General features: G+C 36.4%; 21 protein-coding genes. 5 read left to right on the top strand and 16 right to left on the bottom strand.

All coding sequences use genetic code 11. From position 1 onward, the window contains the following. Positions 1-26: 26 nt before the first annotated feature. The gene (locus AC000W_RS04990) at positions 27-176 is read left to right on the top strand and encodes a hypothetical protein (RefSeq protein ID WP_474746560.1); all 150 of its coding nucleotides are present in this window, start codon (positions 27-29) and stop codon (positions 174-176) included. A 2-nt stretch (positions 177-178) separates the two neighbouring features. Here the strand turns inward: AC000W_RS04990 and AC000W_RS04985 are convergent, their stop codons facing one another. The 10 genes from AC000W_RS04985 to AC000W_RS04940 all read right to left on the bottom strand — a co-directional run bounded on the left by AC000W_RS04985 (position 179) and on the right by AC000W_RS04940 (position 9,890). Further along, positions 179-1,276, bottom strand: a complete 1,098-nt coding sequence (locus AC000W_RS04985; RefSeq protein WP_474746558.1) for an amidohydrolase family protein — start codon at positions 1,274-1,276, stop codon at positions 179-181. Positions 1,277-1,299: 23 nt separating this feature from the next. Then, the gene (locus AC000W_RS04980; protein ID WP_474746557.1) at positions 1,300-1,896 is read right to left on the bottom strand and encodes a nucleotidyltransferase family protein; all 597 of its coding nucleotides are present in this window, start codon (positions 1,894-1,896) and stop codon (positions 1,300-1,302) included. Beyond that, positions 1,896-2,900, bottom strand: a complete 1,005-nt coding sequence (locus tag AC000W_RS04975; RefSeq protein ID WP_474746556.1) for an XdhC family protein — start codon at positions 2,898-2,900, stop codon at positions 1,896-1,898. The genes AC000W_RS04980 and AC000W_RS04975 overlap by 1 nt, the downstream gene beginning before the upstream one ends. Positions 2,901-2,902: 2 nt before the next feature. Continuing rightward, positions 2,903-4,102, bottom strand: coding sequence for a molybdopterin molybdotransferase MoeA (locus AC000W_RS04970; protein WP_474746554.1), 1,200 nt, complete (start codon positions 4,100-4,102; stop codon positions 2,903-2,905). Then, positions 4,099-5,172, bottom strand: coding sequence for a ThiF family adenylyltransferase (locus AC000W_RS04965; protein WP_474746553.1), 1,074 nt, complete (start codon positions 5,170-5,172; stop codon positions 4,099-4,101). Before AC000W_RS04965 ends, AC000W_RS04970 begins: the two co-directional genes overlap by 4 nt. Beyond that, entirely contained in the window at positions 5,169-5,765 is a 597-nt protein-coding gene (locus AC000W_RS04960) for an NTP transferase domain-containing protein (protein ID WP_474746551.1), read from the bottom strand. Before AC000W_RS04960 ends, AC000W_RS04965 begins: the two co-directional genes overlap by 4 nt. Before the next feature lie 117 nt (positions 5,766-5,882). After that, a complete protein-coding gene (gene moaA / locus AC000W_RS04955) occupies positions 5,883-6,866 on the bottom strand; it encodes a GTP 3',8-cyclase MoaA (RefSeq protein ID WP_474746550.1) in 984 nt (327 codons plus the stop codon). 94 nt (positions 6,867-6,960) lie between these two features. After that, entirely contained in the window at positions 6,961-7,206 is a 246-nt protein-coding gene (locus AC000W_RS04950; RefSeq protein ID WP_474746548.1) for a MoaD/ThiS family protein, read from the bottom strand. A gap of 1 nt (position 7,207) precedes the next feature. Beyond that, positions 7,208-9,379 (bottom strand): xanthine dehydrogenase family protein molybdopterin-binding subunit, encoded by a 2,172-nt coding sequence (locus tag AC000W_RS04945; protein ID WP_474746547.1) that lies wholly within the window; start codon positions 9,377-9,379, stop codon positions 7,208-7,210. Positions 9,380-9,428: 49 nt separating this feature from the next. Further along, a complete protein-coding gene (locus AC000W_RS04940) occupies positions 9,429-9,890 on the bottom strand; it encodes a (2Fe-2S)-binding protein (RefSeq protein WP_474746546.1) in 462 nt (153 codons plus the stop codon). Positions 9,891-10,152: 262 nt separating this feature from the next. Between AC000W_RS04940 and AC000W_RS04935 the strand changes: the two genes are divergently transcribed. Further along, complete coding sequence (locus tag AC000W_RS04935; protein ID WP_474746544.1) at positions 10,153-11,307, top strand: C45 family autoproteolytic acyltransferase/hydolase; 1,155 nt, start codon at positions 10,153-10,155, stop codon at positions 11,305-11,307. 143 nt (positions 11,308-11,450) lie between these two features. On the opposite strand, the gene AC000W_RS04930 is transcribed toward AC000W_RS04935, so the two are convergent. Beyond that, positions 11,451-12,389 (bottom strand): polysaccharide deacetylase family protein, encoded by a 939-nt coding sequence (locus AC000W_RS04930; protein WP_474746543.1) that lies wholly within the window; start codon positions 12,387-12,389, stop codon positions 11,451-11,453. A 148-nt stretch (positions 12,390-12,537) separates the two neighbouring features. Here AC000W_RS04930 and AC000W_RS04925 point away from each other — a divergent pair, with 148 nt between their 5' ends. Together AC000W_RS04925 and AC000W_RS04920 are read left to right on the top strand one after the other, a co-directional pair. Then, the gene (locus AC000W_RS04925; RefSeq protein WP_474746541.1) at positions 12,538-13,626 is read left to right on the top strand and encodes a vWA domain-containing protein; all 1,089 of its coding nucleotides are present in this window, start codon (positions 12,538-12,540) and stop codon (positions 13,624-13,626) included. Positions 13,627-13,811: 185 nt separating this feature from the next. Beyond that, positions 13,812-13,979, top strand: coding sequence for a hypothetical protein (locus AC000W_RS04920; RefSeq protein ID WP_474746540.1), 168 nt, complete (start codon positions 13,812-13,814; stop codon positions 13,977-13,979). 5 nt (positions 13,980-13,984) lie between these two features. Here AC000W_RS04920 and AC000W_RS04915 read toward each other — a convergent pair whose 3' ends face one another. The 4 genes from AC000W_RS04915 to AC000W_RS04900 are packed head-to-tail and all read right to left on the bottom strand — an operon-like array spanning position 13,985 to position 18,590. Then, a complete protein-coding gene (locus AC000W_RS04915; RefSeq protein WP_474746539.1) occupies positions 13,985-15,451 on the bottom strand; it encodes a M14 family zinc carboxypeptidase in 1,467 nt (488 codons plus the stop codon). A 2-nt stretch (positions 15,452-15,453) separates the two neighbouring features. Next, entirely contained in the window at positions 15,454-16,110 is a 657-nt protein-coding gene (locus AC000W_RS04910) for a peptidoglycan recognition protein family protein (RefSeq protein WP_474746537.1), read from the bottom strand. A 4-nt stretch (positions 16,111-16,114) separates the two neighbouring features. Further along, the gene (locus AC000W_RS04905; RefSeq protein WP_474746536.1) at positions 16,115-17,626 is read right to left on the bottom strand and encodes an FG-GAP repeat domain-containing protein; all 1,512 of its coding nucleotides are present in this window, start codon (positions 17,624-17,626) and stop codon (positions 16,115-16,117) included. Positions 17,627-17,630: 4 nt separating this feature from the next. Then, on the bottom strand, positions 17,631-18,590 hold the full coding sequence (locus tag AC000W_RS04900; protein ID WP_474746535.1) for a 2-hydroxyacid dehydrogenase: 960 nt from the start codon (positions 18,588-18,590) through the stop codon (positions 17,631-17,633). Positions 18,591-18,712: 122 nt separating this feature from the next. Between AC000W_RS04900 and AC000W_RS04895 the strand changes: the two genes are divergently transcribed. After that, a complete protein-coding gene (locus AC000W_RS04895) occupies positions 18,713-19,954 on the top strand; it encodes an Nramp family divalent metal transporter (protein ID WP_474746533.1) in 1,242 nt (413 codons plus the stop codon). Positions 19,955-20,027: 73 nt separating this feature from the next. On the opposite strand, the gene AC000W_RS04890 is transcribed toward AC000W_RS04895, so the two are convergent. Beyond that, on the bottom strand, positions 20,028-21,167 hold the full coding sequence (locus AC000W_RS04890; protein WP_474746532.1) for an endo-1,4-beta-xylanase: 1,140 nt from the start codon (positions 21,165-21,167) through the stop codon (positions 20,028-20,030). Positions 21,168-21,279: the final 112 nt, after the last annotated feature.

Genomic DNA, 21,279 nt, shown 5'->3' with positions numbered 1-21,279 from the left:
TTTTATTATCCCATAATAAACTCATTATGCAATATCTTAATAAAGAAATTGAAACCCTGGCCAAGAGAAAAGCATCTAAATCACTTGTTAAAAAACAATACTCCTGCGGTATTTTTCAAGATTTAGGAAAAACCACCATGGGTGTTGAAGAAGGCGCCAATACCAACTCTTTGTAAGTTTATAGTTTTGGAAAAAGGCTTTCGTCCAATCCAGGAATAAGCCTCAATGCATTTCCGTAGTACACTTTCTTTAGAACAATGTCTGGCAGCCCAAGTCCGTACATAGCCCAGAACGCATGATATTTCTTGTAGTACGGAAAGTACTCATCTTCTGTTTCCAAAACTCTAAAATAGGTCGGAAACTCTTCAGGTTTCCAACTGTCTTTTCCAAATAGGATTCTATCTTGATATTTTACAAAAAAGGCATATGCCTGCTTAGGCTGTCTACCCAATTCTGCAATTACAGCCGCTATGCCCACATTCATATTTGGAATCTCATCCATTAACGCACTTAGTTTACCCAAGTCATTGGCAAACCATCCCATGTGAGCATTTATGAAATTGGTATTTGGGTGTTTTTTAAACATGTTATGTTGTTCTGCAATGATTTGCTCCCAAGGAGCAGGGTCGGTTGCAGAACGCTTTCTTCTTGGGTGTGTTTTGAGCTCCAACCAACGTTCATTATAACTGTCCATTTCATCCCAAAAAGGTTTAGGGTCAGCGGCATGAATCAACACAGGAATGCCCAATTCCCCACATTTGGCCCAGATGGCATCCAATCGAGCATCATCTATAGTCAATCGGTTTCCATCAATGTCTTTATTGTACAACCCAAGACTCTTATATATTTTTAACCCCTTAGCTCCATTTTTTACATCAGCTTCTAACTGGGTAACTGCTTTTTCTGTCCACCCAGGAGTTCCCACACCGTCAAAATTAACATTTGCAAAAACTACAAACCTGTTTGGGTAAGTTTCATTGATGTGTTTTACTGCATTGGTGATTCTATCACCATTTCCACCACTTAGATTCACCATAATGCCCTCATTTAAACCATCCATTAGCTTTATCAATTCTGATAAATCTCGTGTGTCCATAGCTCGTTGATGACTATGAACATCTATAAATGGAAATTTGGCTTGCATTTTTTCATTTGTGGGCACAACCAATGTAGAAGTTGGATTGTATTCCTCAAAACCCATTTCTTGGGCCGTAGATTGAAATATAGCAAAGAATGAAAAGATTGATAATAACTTTAATTGGTTGATTAATTTCATTTTAAGGTGTTTAATTTAATTTATTACTTTAATATATTTTGATACATTTCTTTTGTGTCTATATCCTGTGTTTTTCCATCGGAATCAATGCACAGGACAATATCTTCATACTTCTCTAATAACTTTTTCGCGCCACTATCTCCTTCTAGGCTCAATAGCTCTTCAAAATACTTTGAATTAAAAATTGCAGGAACTCCTGCCCTCTTAATGTATTTTGTTGCTGTAATTCCTATATTAAATTCATTGTGCTTTCTAATTAGTTCATTGATATAATCCACATCAATTAAAGGTTGGTCTGCCAACATAATTAAGCATCCATCATATTGATTATCAGTATCCATTAAATATTGAACACCACAGGAAATAGAGCTTCCCAATCCCTTTTTCCAGTTTTTATTATCTATGAATTGAACATCATCTGCCTTAAATTCTTCTTTGATTAAATCACTTTTGGCCCCAACAACTACATAAACATTTTGAGAGCACGCATAGGCCGTATTTATAGCATTCCCAAGCATGGTAGAATTCTTCCATGGCAATAATTGCTTAAGTTCCCCCATTCTTGATGCCGAGCCAGCTGCTAAAATTAAAATTGCAATATTTCTATTTGTATGTTGCATTAACTATGAATGGTTCCCTGTCTGTTCTTTAAATTAATGGGTTGTCTTTCTCGTATAACGGAAAGTATTTCTGACATCACAGAAATAGCTATTTCTTGTGGTGTTTCCGCTCCTATGTCCAAACCAGCCGGGCCATGGATGCTATCAAAAAAGGCATCATCTATTTCTGGACAATATTCCAAAAATTCATTTAGTAATTTTTCTCTTCGCCTAGCTGGACCCAATATCCCTAAATACGATGGTTGCCCATTCTTTAGTGCTATTAAATACTTTAAGTCTTTCACATAACTGTGTGTCATTAAGACCACAAAAGTTTGCTGGTCTAGGGTAGGTTTATATTCCTCTGGCGCAATGGTAATAAGCTCTTGGGCTCCCGAAAAATAGCTAATGTCCTTTTCTTCCATGGGCGGTGCAACAATGGTTACCTCCCATCCTGTGAGAGAAGCATAAGTGCATAATTGAACAGCATCGTGTTCAGCCCCTATAATTATGAGTTTGTAGCAAGGCTCCAATTCTTGTTCAAAAACCTGCAATGCTTTATTGATTTGATTTTCCTGTAACGAAAAACGTTCATTCATAAAATTAAAAACCGAACCATATTCTGCATCTATGCTGTCTTTTCTTTTGAAATGAGAAGAAATATTGAACGAACTACGAGTGCCGATGGCTTCATTAAAAGCAGTCAAAAGAGCATGTTTAGGAGCAAAAGGCTCTATCAATATATATAGAATGCCCTCACAGCCCAATCGATACCGACCATCGTATGTCATTACTTTCGGAATACCCGTCTTAAAAACGGATTCTGATTGGCGGAACACTTCTTTTTCAACGCAACCACCGCTCACAGCCCCTACTGAAGTTCCATTCTCCATAATAAGCATACGAACACCTGGTCTACGGTATGAAGATCCTTCTAAAGCAACTACGGTAGCCAATACAGTTTTTAAACCATTTTCTTTGGCCGTTACGTAGGCTTTAATAATTTTCTTGAGTTCGTGCGTCATACTTACAAAATGCTGCGTGTGGCTACAAATGGGACTGTTTCTCCTTTTTTGTATGGGTCTGTTTTTGGTTTTAGTTTTATGAATCCGTTAGATTTTACCAAACTGGTTAAATCCCCAGAGCCATTTCCAAGCACTAATTCAGCTATTAATTTACCATCTTTTAATTGCGCGTTGGCTCTGATAAAACGTGTTAAATCACCCTGAATATCAATACTCTCATTTAAAATTACATCAATTTTAGGAATGGGGAGTCCTAATGTTTTGTTAAACCAGTCTTTAAAGTATATATGATAATTAGCAAAAGTTGATGCTGGGTTCCCCGGAAAAGAGAATACAACACTATTGAACTCTTTTTGTATTCCAAACCAAAATGGTTTACCTGGTCGTTGTAAAACCTTATGAAACACCTTCTCTACCCCTAAAATTTCCATTACTTCTGGGATGAAATCGAATTTCCCTTTTGACACACCTCCGCTTAAAAGTAGCACATCATTTTCTTTTAAAGCCTTTTTCAACGCTTTTTCAATAGCAGGTTTATCATCCTGCAAGTGCAGTGTGTTGGGGATAATTCCCAGTTCCGACAAAGTTGCAAACAATGTGTGCACGTTGGATTTTCTAATTTGATGAGGCAAAGGGTTTTTGTTTACTTCCACCAATTCATTCCCTGTAGAAATAATGGTGATTTGGGGTAATTTCTTTACCAACACTTCTGATTTGCCAACTGAGGCCAGCACTCCGATTTCTGCGGCTTCTATTTTTGTGTTTTTTTGCAGTACTACCACCCCTTGTTTTTCATCATCTCCTTTGTAATGAATATTTTGACCTAGAACAGGAATTTTATTGATAGTTGCCTTTCCATTTTCTATAGTAATATGCTCATACATGACCACCGTATCTGCATTGTACGGCACCACTGCCCCTGTCATAATTTCAACACAGCTATTGGTGGACTTAAGATTAAAAGGAGGTGTTCCGGCTGCTATAACATCTTGAATATCAAAAATTTCAATATCTTTTTCTATTGCTTGATAAGAAATGGCAACGCCATCTTTTGTAGAGCGGTTAAAGGGCGGAAAATCTCTATCGGCCACTACATTTTCATCTAGTATGCGATTAGTCGCATTTTGAAGTGGTACCATTTCACTACCATAGCTTTGACTATGATTTAGTACTTTTTGATATGCTTCATTAAATGAAATCATAACCAAGGAAATAATTCCATATACGAGTTAAGACCACCAGTAACATTGAAAAACTGACCATTTAGTTGTTCTTGTAGTATTTCAACAGCAGTTTGACTCCGTTTTCCAGACTGACAAAGAAGGTAAACCGGTTTGTTTGTATTGATTTCCAATAGCCTTTCTTCCAATTCCCCCAATGGAATATTTTTGCTATGCTCTATTTTATAGGAATTAAACTCTTCTTGAGTTCTAACATCTATAATTTGTATGTTTTTTTCTGAAGAAATTAAGCTTTGCAGTTGGTCTGCAGTTATATGTTGCACAACAGTACAGCTACTATTTTCATATGAATCCCGTAGTTGAGCGATTAATAAATTATCAGGAATCACATTGAAATTTATTTTATTAATAGATTGATTCAACCCATTGTATAGTAATAATTTACCGTTCATTACTTCATCTATTGATGTAATTATTTTTATTACCTCTAAAGCTTGAAAATTACCTACTATTCCTGGTATAACACCCAATACGCCATTCTCATTACAATTTGGAATTTCCTTTGTTGTTGGCATTTTTGGAAATAGGCATCTGTATGTTGGCCCACCCTGATAATTAAATACACTTACCTGCCCTTCGAACCCATGCAAAGCACCATAAACGAATGGTTTTTTAAGAATAACGCAAGCATCATTGATAAGATAACGAGTAGGGAAATTATCCGAAGCATCCACTACTATATCAAACCCTTCAATAATTTCCAAGGCATTATCTTTGGTCAAAAAGGAATCAAAAACCAAGAATTCCGTACTAGAATTCTGAGCTCGTAATTTTTCTAAGGCAACCTCTAACTTTTGTTTTCCAATATCACCCTCAGCGTATAAAACTTGACGTTGTAAATTGGTCAATTCCACTGTATCTTGCTCCACTAGTCCCAGAATGCCCACACCCATGGCGTTTAAGTACTGTAAAACAGGAACTCCCAAACCACCAACACCAACAACAAGCACGCGTGCATTTGCAAGTTTTTGTTGCCCTTCTTCACCAAACTCTTTAAGAGTGGTTTGCCGTATGTAGCGGTTTATGCTCAAACAGTTGCTAATTTTAATAATACTTTATTGTATTCCTCTTTTGAATTGGCATTGATAAGGATATCATCATTATCTGGATGTATCAACGCAACATCAGAATTAATCAAAAATTTGCGTGGACAGGTACTTGTTCCGTTCTTAAGATGTTCAATGGAGCCCCGTAGCCCTTTTGCTTCCCAAATAGCGGCTAAAGGCTCTGGTAAACCACTTTCTTTTGTTGCAAAAGCTGTAGCTGCCTTTTTGGTTATTCTACTAGAAACCAGCTGGTTTAGCCCTTTTAAATCCATTAATGGTAAATCACAGGCCAATACCAGCCACGAAGCTTCTGGATGCAATTTATGAGCTGTTAAAATGCCATTATATGGACCTCTAAACTCATTGGAATCTATAATGCAATTCATGTTATTAGGAATTACACCTGCCTGTTCAGAACGAATACTAAGAAAAGTTTTATCACAAACCTCATTTAATAAACTATACATGTATTCGCGTTGTGGAATTCCATGATAGTTAATTTCACCCTTATCCTCCCCCATTCGAGTGCTTTTTCCACCCGATAATACCAATCCGTATAATTTTGAAGTTTCTTTCATAATTTTAAATTGTATTGTCATTGCGAACCTCTGAAAGAGGTGTGGCAATCTCGCCATCATTTAGTGCAATTTATTAAAAGATTACTTCGTCTTCCATCCTCGTAATGACAAATTTAATCAACCTCCAATGGAGGTCATGGAACTTTCAAATACTGATTTATGCTCCTTTTGAGCGTCAAAACCAGTTTTTGCTCTACTGCCAATTGCACTGAGTAGTTCCTCTTTAATATTTTTTTCTGCATTTTCTGCACGCATGATATCTCTAAGGTTTGTTTTTGGTTTTCCATACAAACATGTGATGACATCACCTGTAGCTGATATTCGTAACCGATTGCAAGTACCACAAAATGTACGGCTAAAAGACGGAATCAAACCAAAAGTGCCCACATGCCCACTAATTTTGTAATTAATGGAAGTTGAAGTAGCTGGGGACTCCAACTTTTCCATTTCTGGATACTCGGAAATTACGTGCGCAAGAATTTTTTTATAGTCCCACTGAATCGTATTAAAAGTCTTACTGCCCCCATTAAAAGGCATTTCTTCCAAAAAACGAACAGAAACATTGTAGTGCTTCATTAAGTCTAAAATGGGCAATATGTCTTGCGTATTTTGATTTTCGAGAACAATAAAGTTGATACGTACATTAAACCCTTCTGTAATTAGCCTAATTAGATTGTTATGTACTATATCATACTCATCTCTACGGGTAATGCGCTCAAAAGTTTCTCTATTGATGGAATCCAAGCTAACATTCACATTTTTAATGCCCAGTTCTTTTAGTTCATCTATATAGGGGCCAATCAAAGTTGCATTTGTAGTTATTGAAATATCGTTAAGCCCTTCAAGGTGGCTTAAATGTCTCAATAAAACCATCAAGTCCTTGCGTACAAACGGCTCGCCACCGGTAATCCTGATTTTATCAATCCCCTGAGAAACAACTATTTCACTAAGCTTGCAAAGCTCTTCTATAGAGAACAACTTGTCATTTTTGGAAAAATTAATTCCTTCGGAAGGCATACAATAGTTGCACCTTAGGTTGCAACGATCTGTTACCGCCAAACGCAGGTAATTTATTTTTCTATTATGGTTATCTATCAACATTGTAAACTTTCTTATTTGTCATTACGAATCTGCTACGCATATGAAGTAATCAGTGAGATTGCTTCTTCCAATATTTTGGAATCGCAATGACTCTCTACCCACCACTAACTGGTGGAATCAAAGCAATTTCATCAAAGGTATCTATTTTTGTACTGTCCTCAGCGTAGTTATTGTTCACAGCTACCGCTAATGACGATAATTTTAACAAATCTGGATACGTTTGTCCCAAATAGCTCTTTAAATCGCTTACCGTCTTTGGTGAGAAAGATTTTGAGACAGGAATAGACAAGGACGAGCTTCCAACAATGTCCTTTGTAATTCCAAAAAGTAGGATTGTCATATTAGCCTAGAATTTCTTTTTTGGGTAAAGTTAATAACTCTGGGTTTTTCATGAAAGGTTGTTGGTAAATACGTTTTCCCGTGGCTGCTTTCAATGCATTGGATACGGCCCCTCCTGCTGGTGGCAAAGAAGGTTCCCCCAAACCAGTGGGTGAATATTCGTTCTCTATAAAATGAACATCTATTTCCAATGGAGCATCTTTCATTCTAATGAGCTTAAAAGCATCAAAATTTTGTTCTTTTGGAACCCCGTTTTCAAAAACCATATCACCATACATTGCATGGCCAATACCATCTATTATACCTCCTTCTATTTGGTTTTTAGCTCCTAGAGGATTTATGACGATACCACAATCCACCACACAGGTCACTTTTTTTATCACAGGCTTGCCATCTTCAATTACAGCATCGGCTACCTCTGCAACGTGACTATTGTGACAGTAGTAATTTACAAAACCTTGGTACACACCATCTGGTTGTTTACCCCATCCAGATTTTTCCACCGCAACTTTTACACATTCTTCCATACGCTCTGCAGAATACTGTATATTCTCATCCGTGGTTCCTTTTACTTTTTGCAACATGTCCAGCATTAGCTCCACTCTGTCCACTTCCATCAATTCTGCCAACTCATCAAAGAAGCTTTGGTCTGCATAGGCTAAGAAGTTGGTGTAAGGCGCTCTCCATGGTCCTGTGGTGACATCACTTTTATAATTCTGGGTATCAACTTGATAATTTTCAACAGCTCCTGCTGGAAAGAAATGAGGAATTAAACCATACATATTGGAGTTCATTGCCGCCTCTTTTAAATGATAGGCAATTACTTTACCATCTTTTACACCTGCTTTGATTCTATATTTGGAAGCTGGGCGATAAATACCTGCTGCCATATCATCCTCTCTGGTATAAACTACCTGAATGGGTTTTCTGGTAAGGTTAGATATTTCTGCCGCTTCACGGGCAAAATCCCCAATGAGCCTACGGCCAAACCCGCCTCCTTGTCTTGTCATTTCCAAAAAGATATCTTCTTTGTCACGCTCCAACATCTGTGCAATACTATTGGCTGTCCCTTCTGGTGTTTGTATGGGGCCAACAAGATGTATCTTATCATCTGTTACATTGACATAGAAATTCATGGGTTCCATACAGTTGTGTGGTAAAAAAGGAGAAGAATAGGTGCGTTCCAAAACTTTATCGGCCTGTGCAAAAGCTTTTTCTACATCTCCATCTTTTCTACGCGTGTTAAAATCGTTTCCATCAAGGATGCCATCCAATATTGCCTCATGGTCAGTGGTACTCTCCAACTTTTTTTCAGCGGTCCAATTTGCTTTTAATAGGTTCCTACCCTTAATGGCTGTCCATGTATCTTTTGCCAATACGGCCACCTTATCACCAAATTGCACAACATCTAAAACGCCGGGAATCGCTTTTGTAGCAGAATCATCGTAAGATTCCAGTTTTTGTCCAAAAGCAGGAGGTCTCAATACAACTGCTCTCAACATATTTTCTGCCTTGTAATCAAGGCCAAATAAAGGTTTCCCAGTAATAATCTCATCTATGTCCACATTTCCTGTGGGTGTACCAATTACTTTGTAATCTTTGGGTTTCTTTAAGGTAACATCTTCTGGCACTTCCAATGCGGCAGCTTCATTTACAACATCACCATATCCCAAGGTATCACCATTTGCATTGGTGATGACTCCTTCACTAGTAGTACACTCAGATGGGTCCACGCCCCATTTTGCAGCAGCAGCATTTACTAGCATTTGTCTTGCCGTAGCACCAGTTTGTCTTAAGGCATCCCAACCAAAACGCAAGGACTGACTACCACCTGCGACCTGGCGTGTAAAATTCTTTGTATCTAATGGAGCTTGTTTTACAAAAACGTTTTTCCAAGCTACATCCAATTCTTCGGCAATTATCATTGGAATTGCCGTTTTTATGTTCTGCCCTACCTCTGGGTTGGGTGAAAAAATAGTCACGGCGCCATTTTCTGCAATTTTAATGAAGGCATTAAAATCGTTATAATCTAATTTGGAGAGGTCTATGGGTGGTTTTACTCCTGGCTTGCAAGATTGCACCAAATTAAACCCTATTAGAAGCCCCCCACTGGCCAATGAGGATGTTTTTATGAAAGACCTTCGGCTAAAACCTACTTTTGTTGAAGTTGACATTTTATTTTTTTTAAGTTGATTGGAAGAGTTAATACACTATGAACTATTCTTAGCCCATATTTTCTGCAGCCTTTTCTACGGCCTGGTATATTCTACTATAAGTGGCACAGCGACAAATATTACCGTTCATTGCTGTTTTAATTTCCTCCTCCGACGGTGAAGGGTTTTTTTCCAAAAATGCAGAAGCGGTCATAATTTGGCCAGCTTGGCAGTAACCACATTGCGGAACATCAATTTCTTTCCAAGCTTCTTGCACAGGATGGGAGCCATCCTCAGAAAGCCCTTCAATAGTGGTAATGTCTTTTCCTTCTGCCTGTGCGGCAGTGGTAACACAGCTTCTAACTGCATTGCCATCTATATGGACGGTACAGGCACCACATTGGGCAATACCACATCCATACTTGGTTCCCACAAGGTCTAAATGGTCACGGAGTACCCATAACAATGGAGTATCTTCGCTAACATCTATACTTTTGGTCTCCCCATTTACTTTAAGTTGATACGTTGGCATAGTTTTATTTTTAGGTTGTAAAAGAGATTTATTTGTTTTGCAGCTTGAAGTTACCAAAAAAACAAACGAAGTGTTTTTAATTTAACAGGGAGTCGTTTTTATTTAACATTTTATTTTGAAAAGTGGGCTAACAACTTCTTTGTAACCCCATTGAAATTAATAAAATTAAAGTCTAACTTCGTTATCACTCAATATAAAATCATTAAAACGATTTATATCTTATTCGTTATGCAAAATTAAAACGAACAACAGCACATGATAGATGAAAACAGTAATTAAAATATTGATAATAGCTATAATGCCATCCGTGTTCATTTCCTGTGGTATAAAATCAAGTACATTGGATAAAGTTGTTCTTGATACAAACAACACTGCTTTGCCAATCTTACACTTTAATGGAACAGCTTATGAAAATGGATTGCAACACGGGAAACTATTACAAAGGGAAATTAATGAGCTAGTTGATATATGGAAACAAGACCTTGAAGAAAAATTTCAAATACCAGCAGATACTTTTATAAAGATATTTCTCGATACAACAAACTATATTCCTTCAATAGAAAAATGGACGCCTGAACTGCTTGATGAAGTAAAAGGAATTAGTAAAGGCTCTGGAATTGATTTTAATACAATGTTTGCATTTCAGTTAATAGATGAAATATGGACAAATGGAAAATTAATTGACATACAACATCATTGTACATCTGTTGGAATAAATAACTATAAAAAGGACGGAAGCTCGAATTTTATTGCTCAGAATATTGACATAACACCATTCTATCATGGTTTTGAAGTTATATTGGATATTAAAAATAGTAATTCAGGAACAAGGAAATTAGTAACAACATTCGCTGGATATTTAGGCGTAAATGGTCTAAATAAACAGATTGGAATTACTGAGAATAGTTTAACGGATTTAAAAAGTTCTTTAGAGGGACTTCCAGTGTGTTTTATTTCTAGGGGTGTTTTGGAAAAAAACTCATTTGATGAAGCTATCTCTTTCATAAAAAAAGTAAAACACGCATCGGGCCAGAATTATATAATTGGCTCAAGGCAAAATATTGTTTCATTGGAATGTGCTTCTGATTTAATTACTGAGTATTGGCCAGATTCTTCAAAGCAATATACTTTTCATGCCAACAGACCATTAACAAATAACTCGTACCATTCTTCTTATGTAGATTTGAGTTATTTAATTGGTGCAGATAGTAGATTGGAAACGATGAGGAATAGAATTCAAAACAATGACTCAATTGATATTAAAACTTTAAAAGAAGTTCTTTCAATGGAACCTGTCTGTAATTCTAACACTTTTGCTTCAACAATTATGGAGTTTAATGATACCTATAGCGAATTGAATATTTCTACAAGTAAGCCTGATTCAACAGAATACATACTACTAAGAATTGATAAATAACTTTGTATAATAATGTATAAAAATAATAGCCGAGATGGTAGTAAATTCAGGGGTTACATCCCGCTTCAGCTTTTGTGTAACTTGACAGGAATAAAGCCCGAAATCAGCTACTATTCTTATACGAGCCCGTAACGAAATATCGACTATTCCTCTCCCCTAACGATTTTGTCCCGTAGTTCTTTCCAAGTCACCAATACAATGTTTTGCTCCTTTAAGATATTGGAGCATTTTGCACTAGTGAAAAAGTCAAAATCTGCCTGTCTCCATGCGGCTCCCCAATAGGGATGGTTTACAGTAACCGCTTTCATTTCATCATCATCATAGGCCAAATGCAGAATTAGAAAGTTGAGGCCTGGTTCCAAGTTCGTCAACGTAGTGGTGTAAAATGCTTCCATGCCAGCATCAAATGTTGCAGGAGAGGCAGAGAGAATTCTATCTGCAATCACAGAATTTGAGTCCAATAATTTTTGAATGTTATCATTTGGAATGTCATAAACTCTTTTGTCCAGTAACACAGGTAGGCCGTACTCTTTCCCTAGTTTAATATAGGCTTCCAAATAGTCGGGCCTGCTCATGGCGGCACCCATATGCCCATCTAAATGCGTCACATTTATACCAGCTGCGTATGCTTTTTTAATTTGGTTTCGTAGTTCTATTTCTACTTCTTTGGCTGTGCCTTTCATTTGTAAGCTATCTACAGTAGAATAAAAATACCCGTCTTTATTAACCAAACCTGGAACCGAATCTTTGGACGTTACGGGTCCCCATTTATAAAAATCCCATTCGCTATTTAGCGTAAGATGCAATCCAAAATCTGTATTCTGGTTCTTACGGGCATAGGCTGCTATTTCTGGAAACCAAGGACATGGCACCATAATACTTGCAGAGTTTACAGGACTGTCCTCCAAAGCTTTGATACTGGCTCTGTTCTGTGAGTTTGCAACCCCCAAATCATCCCCATGGATAATCAATAATTTTGCATCTTTTGGATATCCTAGCCTTTCAGCAATGTTCTGGGTTTGGGAATAAACACCACCTCCAAGAAAGGTTAAAAAGCAAAGTAAAAGGATGGTTTTTTTCATGATATGTAGTATATGTCAATTATTTATAGTTGTTGAAAGCTACAAAAATTGAGTTTTGCATTAACATAGTTTAACATAGTTTTTTCTTTCTTCCATACTAATCACAGTGTTTGTGCGTTTTTCGTGCAGAACCCAAACACATTTGAAGATGAAGAATTTTTTAAAGTCCCTATTATTTGTTGGAATCCTTGCAACGGCCTTTTCTTGCGGCAATGCTGATGACGATGTAAGTCTGGACTTAAACCTTGGTGGTTTAGGAAAGGGAAAACCAGTAGATGATTGCCTTAACCTTGGAGAAAGCGATTTGGTACTCTCTATACAAGATCAGTTTACAACCCTTCCAGGGAAAGTATCTATTTTCTTTAAGGTATCCGATACCCAAGGAAATCCAATATCTGGATTAACTGCCAGCCAATTTACCATTTATGAACAAGGAAGAAATGATGATTGTTTCAACACCATCTCAACTTCTGAATCTCTAGCACGTATTTCTCCAAAATCACAAATCTTTAATCAGAATACCTTATTGGTACTGGATTTAAGTAATAGTGTGTTAAGTAGTAGTTTGGATGAACTAAAAACCGCTTCTCTTAGTTTTATTGATAATGTAATGCCTGCAGTTGAAGAGAGCTCTTTTAAAATGGCCATTTATTGGTTTGATGGAGAGGATGAACTGCATTTATTGAATGAATTGAGCTCATCCAAAGCAGAATTAACAGCTTCTATTGAAGGAATAACTACAGAAATAAGCAATGACCCATCGACTGATTTATATGGAGCTGTAATTAAATCTACCAATATTGCCGAAGATCTTATTAATGCAAATACGAGCAGTGATATTATTGGAGCTGCATCTGTTGTTATTTTTACGGATGGAACTGATCAGGCATCTCGTTACACCGAAGACGCCGCTCTTAAAAAGGTAAATGATGCCAATCCTAACATATCTTTTTTCAGTATTGGGCTGGGTGCCGAAATTGACACCCAAGTTTTAACTGAAATTGGGAAGACTTTTAGCGTTTTTGCTGGAAATAAAGAGGAATTGGAGACTACATTTAATGATATTTCTTTCCGAGTTTCACAACAAGCCAACAGTTTTTATTTGTTTGAGTACTGTAGCCCTAAGCGTGATGGCAGTGGTGAAAATAATTTAGCCATACAGGTTACAAGCGGCAACCTACAAGGAGCTGTACAGACTAAGTTTAACGCTACTGGCTTTACCGGTGGGTGCGAATAATAACAAGTTTGAAAGTATATTAACGAGCCGCTATTTTTAGCGGCTTTTTTTATTCAAAAAAAAATATAAGTAGGGTTTTTGGCTCGGTAATTGTTTTATACATAACAAACCATAAAAACCAAGTTGTCTTTCAACTTACATCCTAAAAACTAAAAACTGAATGTTTAACTCAAAAAAGAAACGTCATGGATGTATTAAACGAAATTATTCAAAACAGCGCATTAGGAAGCCTTTCTAAAGGGTATAGAAGTGTTGTACTGCTATTGTTCTCTGCAATTGTAGCAGTGTTAATGATAATGTTGGTGTATTTAATTTTAAATGGCTCTCAAATAAATTTTGATTTCGCATACTAATTAAGTTACCTTATAATCATTGCATTCTTAAAACTGGATTCTTTGGAATTTAAGTCAATTAAGAACCCATTGATAACGGCATGTGTTAGTTGTCCGTCTTTTTCTAAAAAGAAGGTAGGATTTATGCCAACTTCCAAGTGAAGCTCTGGTTGCTCAAATTTTGAGCTCACAATATGCAACGGAACATTACTGGCCACCATATCTGTGGGAACGGTATCTACTTTTAGATACGCATAACCCAATTTTATAAGAGATTGCGTATCTAATTTAGATATATCTTGCATTGATTTAAAAGTTTCGGGAAATACTTTCCCCACTTTAACCTTGTATCCTTCAGCATTAAAAGTTTCATACCCATAATAGGTAGATAAATCTCCTTGGTCTATGATTCTACTACTGTAGTAAAAATTGGAATGGTCTTCATTGTCAACTTCCAATCGGTGAATACCTAAATCCAGTATGTATGGGTTTCCCAATAGTTCATAGGTAGCATTTTCAATTTTTAAATCGAATAGCTTCCTGTCGTTTTTCGGGATTTTTTCATAATCCTCATAGGGAATGCTTTCATAGCTCTTATTGGCAATAGTATACAGTGCAGAAAGAATGGAAACATAGTTGAGTTTTCTAATTTCTTGTTTTTCCACATCATTGGTAAAACCTCCGGATTCAATTAAAATAAGGCTTGTCCCCCATTTGGCAATATTGTCACCAAAGGCCCGCGGCTCAAAATCATCACTATATCTACCAACCTGTCCTGGAGCATATTTTTGGATAATATGATTCATAAAAACAATGACCTGCATTGCTTTTGTACGTACATCATTAATATCTTTTTCATAGTTATAGGCGGTTGCCAAGTATGATATAGTTGCTGGCTTATTTGTTAATTCTGCATTATAGTATGTGCTCTGATCATGAAGGTTAAATCCAAAATCAGCATTTAGACTATCCCTAATTTTTTTAAGTGTTCTTCCTTCTGGCGATTGTAAACGCAAGGCATCACGATTAATGTCAATCCCCAAGGCGTTTCTTCTTTGAAACGCTTCTGCGCCATCAGGGTTTAACATGGGTAAAAAATGAAGTGTAAGATTATCCAAAATCTGTTTTTTCTCTTCACTAAAATCTGGACTATCTAAAAAGTTTAGGATATCAAAAATTGCTTGAGTAGCTGTTGGCTCATTACCATGCATCTGTGACCATAGAAAAACATTGATTGGCCCAATACCAATACTTATAAGGGACAGGTCTCTTCCTTCTATGGACTCCCCTACTTTTTGCACCTTAAATTTTGAATTTGCATCATACTTTGTTATCAATGGTTGTATGTCTAAATGCTTTATTCTACGTTCTCCAATAGAAACTTCTTTGTATTGCTCGTAACTATCATAGAGACTTGTTGTAATATCTTTATCCTGTGCAATAGCAATTATTGAAATGAGTATAGAGAGAGTCGATATAAAAATTTTCTTCATTATTATTTTATTGGTGTTTGTTTAAAAGTATGTTTTTTGGTAGCTTTTTTCACTTTTTCTAGGAAATCTTTTCCTGGGTCCGTTTTTTCCGTTCTGTAACCAGCATCTTTTTCTAACCAAAGTTCGTGCCCAACAAAGTTGGTGTACTCATAATGCCCTATAAGATAATCAATCTCATATTTGTTAGACAGATAGTTTACCAACCATATGTTGGCTTTTAATTGCTTTTTAGTTAAAGGCGTATTTTCTGTACCCCCAACATTTTCAATACCTATAGCGCAATGATTAAGGCCGATTACATGTCTTGCCATTATGGTTTCGGGCATTTGACTATAAATAGTTCCATCTTGGTCCACTAAAAAGTGTGAAGAAACATTTAGAGCCCCCGCATTTTTAATATCTGGTCTTGTATTGGGAAGTTTGGAGGGTTTAAATGCTTCAAAAGACTTTTTCAATGTAGGAATGGCTGTCCAGTGTAGCACAATTATTTTTGGGACAATAGTTGGTGCGTCTTGTTCAAGTCCATATCGTTCAGACAGGTATTCCAAACTAAGAATTTTTCGTTCCTCATCAAAAACAATGGGTTTGTCCACTATTTCTCTTGTGATACCACAGGAGGCAAATGTGATTAAAAGTAAGATGATAATGGACTTTTTCATACTGTTAGTTGTTCAATGTGTTTTCCAACACCATTAAGTCTACATTTTTTTCGTTCCAAAATTCTACCATTTCCTTTAATACAGGGCCAAATGGATAGGTAAAGGAGCTAAGAACAATATCTTGATCTCCATCCTCATCTATATCGGCACTATCCATTAGAAACCACTTTCCTAGGTTAGAATCCTTAAATGTATAGGGCTTAAATAAAAAAGATTTAGCATTGTCATTTTCTAAATAAACAAATGAAAACTCAGGCTTGTTTTCATAATCTGGGAAAGCAGCAATCAAACCAAAATCTTGATCTCCATCTTGGTCAAAATCCCTAGCAATAACTCTTGTTGCCCCATTTAATGGGTAAAAGTAGGCTTCTGTAAACTCATTTTCACCATTGTTTATGTAAATCCGCATTCCATGAAATGGTTTGTGGACATAGGAATCATCTGCATTGTCCCCATTTACAATCACGATGTCCATATCACCGTCTCCTTCATAATCCATTAGTTCAAACCAGCTACTCCCATATACTGGACTATAACGTATAGCTTTCTCAATTTTAAAATCTAAATCATCTTTTTGATATAAGATGGTGATGCCCTCATCACCTTGTCCTGTTAAAACAATCAAATCCTCTTTGCCATCATTGTCCATGTCTTGTGCAAGGACTCTAATAGCGCCAGATTGGTTGAGCAATGTTTTCTTTTGGTATTGCCCAGTTTCACTTTTATACAACAAGGAAAGCTCCCCTTTTAAATTCCCATATTCGCAAACTATTATTTCATCGGTGCCATTCTTGTTTAAATCCATTACTAAAGTATTCACGGGTCTGTGAAATACATCATGTACTGGGTTTACACGCCCTTGGCTAATATTGAATATTCTTCCCGAGACCATATCAGATGGAGTTAAAATCCCAATAGTTGTTGCAAAATACTGATCATTTATTTTTGAAAATGATGTAATGGGAGACCCTAGCTCCCCCAATACCTTTGCTTGCTTACTATTAAAATCATAGATTAACATTTGTCCACTAACAGTTCCAAGCTCTAGGTTTTTTACATCTTTATTGTACTTCATAAAAGTAAAATATGTTCCAGGAACACTATCCAATGATAGTGGATGGGCAACAAACTGAGATAATTCTTCTGATGACTTGGACATAGTATTTGATAGGCTATCGGGAGCAAGAGAAAGAACATACTCTTTTAGCATAGCCCAGTCTTCCAAAGGCAGCATAGGTTGTGATGGGTACATTCCAGATGCTATAATAGCACTTTGCTCCCCAAAAGGAAGTCCAGCATAAGGACTGTATCCATTCTCTCTTATTCCCAATCTAGCTCCCATTTCTGGTAGAATGGCTTTATCCCAAATATCCTTGGGCAAATCTTCTATATTTGGTGCTATATGACAGCTAGCACAATATGTGCCATATAAATTTTCTCCTGTTTTTTCTTTTTTCTTGGCACATGAAAAAATCAATACCATGAATAAATAAAGTACAGCGGGTTTTATTGACATAATTTTAATTGATTTGATAAGGTATTTTTTCGCCTTTATAAAAGGCAACAATATTTTGAGCAGCATACAGGGACATTCTATTTCTTGCTTCTACGGTGGCCGAACCTATATGTGGCAAAACAGCCACATTCTCCATATGAAGTAATGGATTGTCTTTATGCATTGGTTCTGGATTGGTTACATCTAACCCGGCTCCCCAAATTTCTTTACTATTTAAGGCATTGATTAAATCTACTTCATTATGCACACCGCCTCTAGAGGTATTAATGAATAATGCACTAGACTTCATTTTCTTAAAGGCAGTTGCATCAAACTTTCCTTTTGTTTCATCTGTCAAGGCACAGTGTAAAGAAATTACATCACTATTAGCCAGAAGTTCATCAAAACTTACTTTTTTAGCATAGAGCTCTGTTTCCGCCAGTTTGTTTTGCGAACGGTTACAATACAAAACATTCATGTTGTAGGCACCTTTACATCTTCTGGCAAACTCCATTCCTATAGTTCCCAACCCAAAAATACCAACAGTTTTATTTTTAAGTTCAAAACCCAAATTTGCTTGAGGCCTAAAATGCCTCCACTTTCCATGCTCAATAGTCTTATGCATAAAGAACATTTTTCTTGATGTAGCAATCATTAAACCAAAAGCAATATCAGCAGTGGCATCTGTCATAGCATTTGGGGCATTGCCAATTGGAATGCCTAATTCTTTAGAAGCGGAAATATCAATATTGTCATACCCTGCAGCAAATTGGGATATAATTTTTAAATGTGTATTGGCTTCCAAAAAAGGTTTGTCAATTTTATAGTTGCCAGTGGTAAGAAGGCCGTCATATTTTTTGGCTTCAATGTTAAGTTTTTCAGCTGTCATGGGTAAATCGTCTGTCCATTTTGTGACTTCAATTCCCGCATTTTTCATAAGCTCTACACCCGTGTCAGGGATATTTAAACACACTAATACTTTCATGTCAAAATTTAATCCTATAAAGTAACGGATAATTGACATAAGAATGAAAACTCAACTTTAATTTAATTTTTATTAGTAATTTCCATCGCCAAAACCAACTTATTTAACTGAAAACCAACCTCATGAATAATTTAAAAAAACTATTTAAATCCCTTTTACCTGGAATCTTTTTATTTGGATTTACTGTGGGAACAGGGAGTGTAACTGCAATGGCCAAAGCAGGATCCGATTATGGCATGTCCCTTTTATGGACTATTTTTCTCTCCTGTGTCATTACTTACTTTCTTATTAACCTATTTGGTAAGTTCACTTTAGTAAGTGGGTATACTGCCTTAGAAGCTTTTAAAAAGTATATTCATCCAGGAGTTAGTATTTTTTTCATCATAACACTTACGGCACATGTTTGTGGCAGTGTTATTGGAGTCATGGGCATTATTTCTGATGTTTGTTTTGAATGGTCCAAAAACTATGTAGAGGGAGGAATTGCCCCTATTTGGTTTGCTGCTGTCTTTATTGCAATTGTTTATTTGATATTTCTAATTGGAAAAACAAGTGTGTTCCAGAATGTACTTGCCGTAGTCGTTGGTATAATGGCTATTTGCTTTCTAATTAACTTCTTTATTCTAATGCCACCGATTGGTGATATCCTTAGTGGGTTTATTCCCAAAGTTCCTGAAACTGAAGTTGGCAAAAATGCCTTTTTGGTCATTGCATCTATGGTTGGAACAACCGTTTTTTCTGGCCTTTTTATTTTAAGGACTACCTTGGTCAAAGAGGCTGGTTGGACAATGGAAGATTTAAAGAAGCAAAAAAGAGATGCTATGTTTGCTGGTGCTATGATGTTTACAGTAAGTGCCTCTATTATGGCCGCCGCCGCTGGAACATTGTATTTGCAGGGCATTACCCTAGAAACCGTTTCCGAGATGATAACATTACTTGAGCCATTGGCCGGTTCTTTTGCGGTTGCCATATTTGCTATTGGTTTAATCGCAGCTGGAGTTTCTTCCCAATTTCCTAATGTGGTTTTATTGCCTTGGATGTTGGATGATTACCATCAAAGAACACCAAATATGAAGCGTAAAAGCTATCGCGTAATTGTTTTGTTGATATCGCTTTTGGGATTGATAGTTCCCATTTTTAATGCGAAACCAATTGCTGTAATGATAGCTTCCCAAGCATTTGGTGCTTTGGTTTTACCTGTAACGGTACTTTGTATTCTTTTTATGGGTAATAAAAAGGAACTCATGAAGGAACACAAATTTAATACCCTGACCAATATTCTATTGACATGTATTTTTGTCTTTGCCTGTATTATGAGTTATATGAGTTTCACAGGAATTGTTGAAACCTTAAAAACTTTATAGTAACTATTTTATATAAAAAAACGCATTATGTACCAGGCATGATGCGTTTTTTAATGCTTTTAAGTTCTTGTTTTTATTCTGTTACTTCAATATCTTCTTTAAGCGCCATAATACTGTGGTATGCTTTTTTTGGTTGATTCTCTCTATCAAACAGCAAGCAATAATTTGTTCGCCCTCTAGCTGGGAAGTTATTTTTCCATGAATTACCATCATTAACCCCCCATAAAGTTACTCTGCTTATTTTATCTTGATGCTTTAAAAACAATGCGAATAAGTCTTCATATCGTTTTGCTAAAGCAACACTAATAGAATCTGGCAAACCATTAACATAGGGGTTGTTTTGCGCATCTATTTCTGCTCTTTGGCTAATGTCTGCACCTTCAATATTTCTTGGGTTAGGAAGTACGTCAATATCCAGCTCCGTAATGGCAACTTTTAAACCTAAAGCTGAGTATTCCAAAATACTGGTTTCTATTTCTTCAATTGATGGTGATGCTAAATGCCAGTGTCCTTGCATACCAATACCATCTATTTTGGCACCACTCTCCTGTATTTTTTTAACCATTCTAATTGCCCCTTTTCTTTTGGCCTCTCCAGTCATACTGTAATCATTATAATATAAATCCGCATTTGGGTCCGCCGCTGCAGCTAGTTTAAAAGATAAGGCCAAATAGTCTTCTCCCAATACATCTAAAAATACAGACTTACGTAAAGAACCATCTCCTTCAACAGCTTCGTTTACTACATCCCAACTATCTAATTTGCCTGCATATCTCCCAGCAATCGTATTAATATGGTCTGTCATTGCAGCAACCATTTCTGTGCTGTCTTTTATTTCATGAAAGAACCTTGAAAGCTGACTGTGCCATATTAAGGTATGACCATGTACTTTAGCTCCATTCTTCTCTGCTAAAGCAAAAAGCTTGTCTGGCATTTCAAAATTAAAAGTATCCTTTGCAGGATGAATATGCATGGACTTCATAATATTCTCCGCCGTGTAGCTATTAAACTCTCTGGCAATCAATGCATTTTGTACACTGTCTTGTTCATTGATTTGACCGCCGTTAAGGGCGGCACCAATTAAGAAATTATCCGCAAAAGCTGTTCTTAAAGAAGGTACTTCCTCTTCAACTATTGGTGTAACTTTGTCTTTACACGAACTATAGGTAAGTATTAAAATGGTAATGAGTAAAAGGTTTTTAAATGTTTTCATAATGTTGGTATTATATGTTTTGCAATCGATTGCGTAAGTTAAAAATAAAACTTCAAAAATATAGAGAACAATACTTTTAAAAATTGATTAAATGATTTTTTCTGTGCAAAGA

The sequence above is a fragment of the Saonia sp. genome (assembly GCF_056326165.1).
This window is presented reverse-complemented; position numbering and strand designations above follow the sequence as displayed.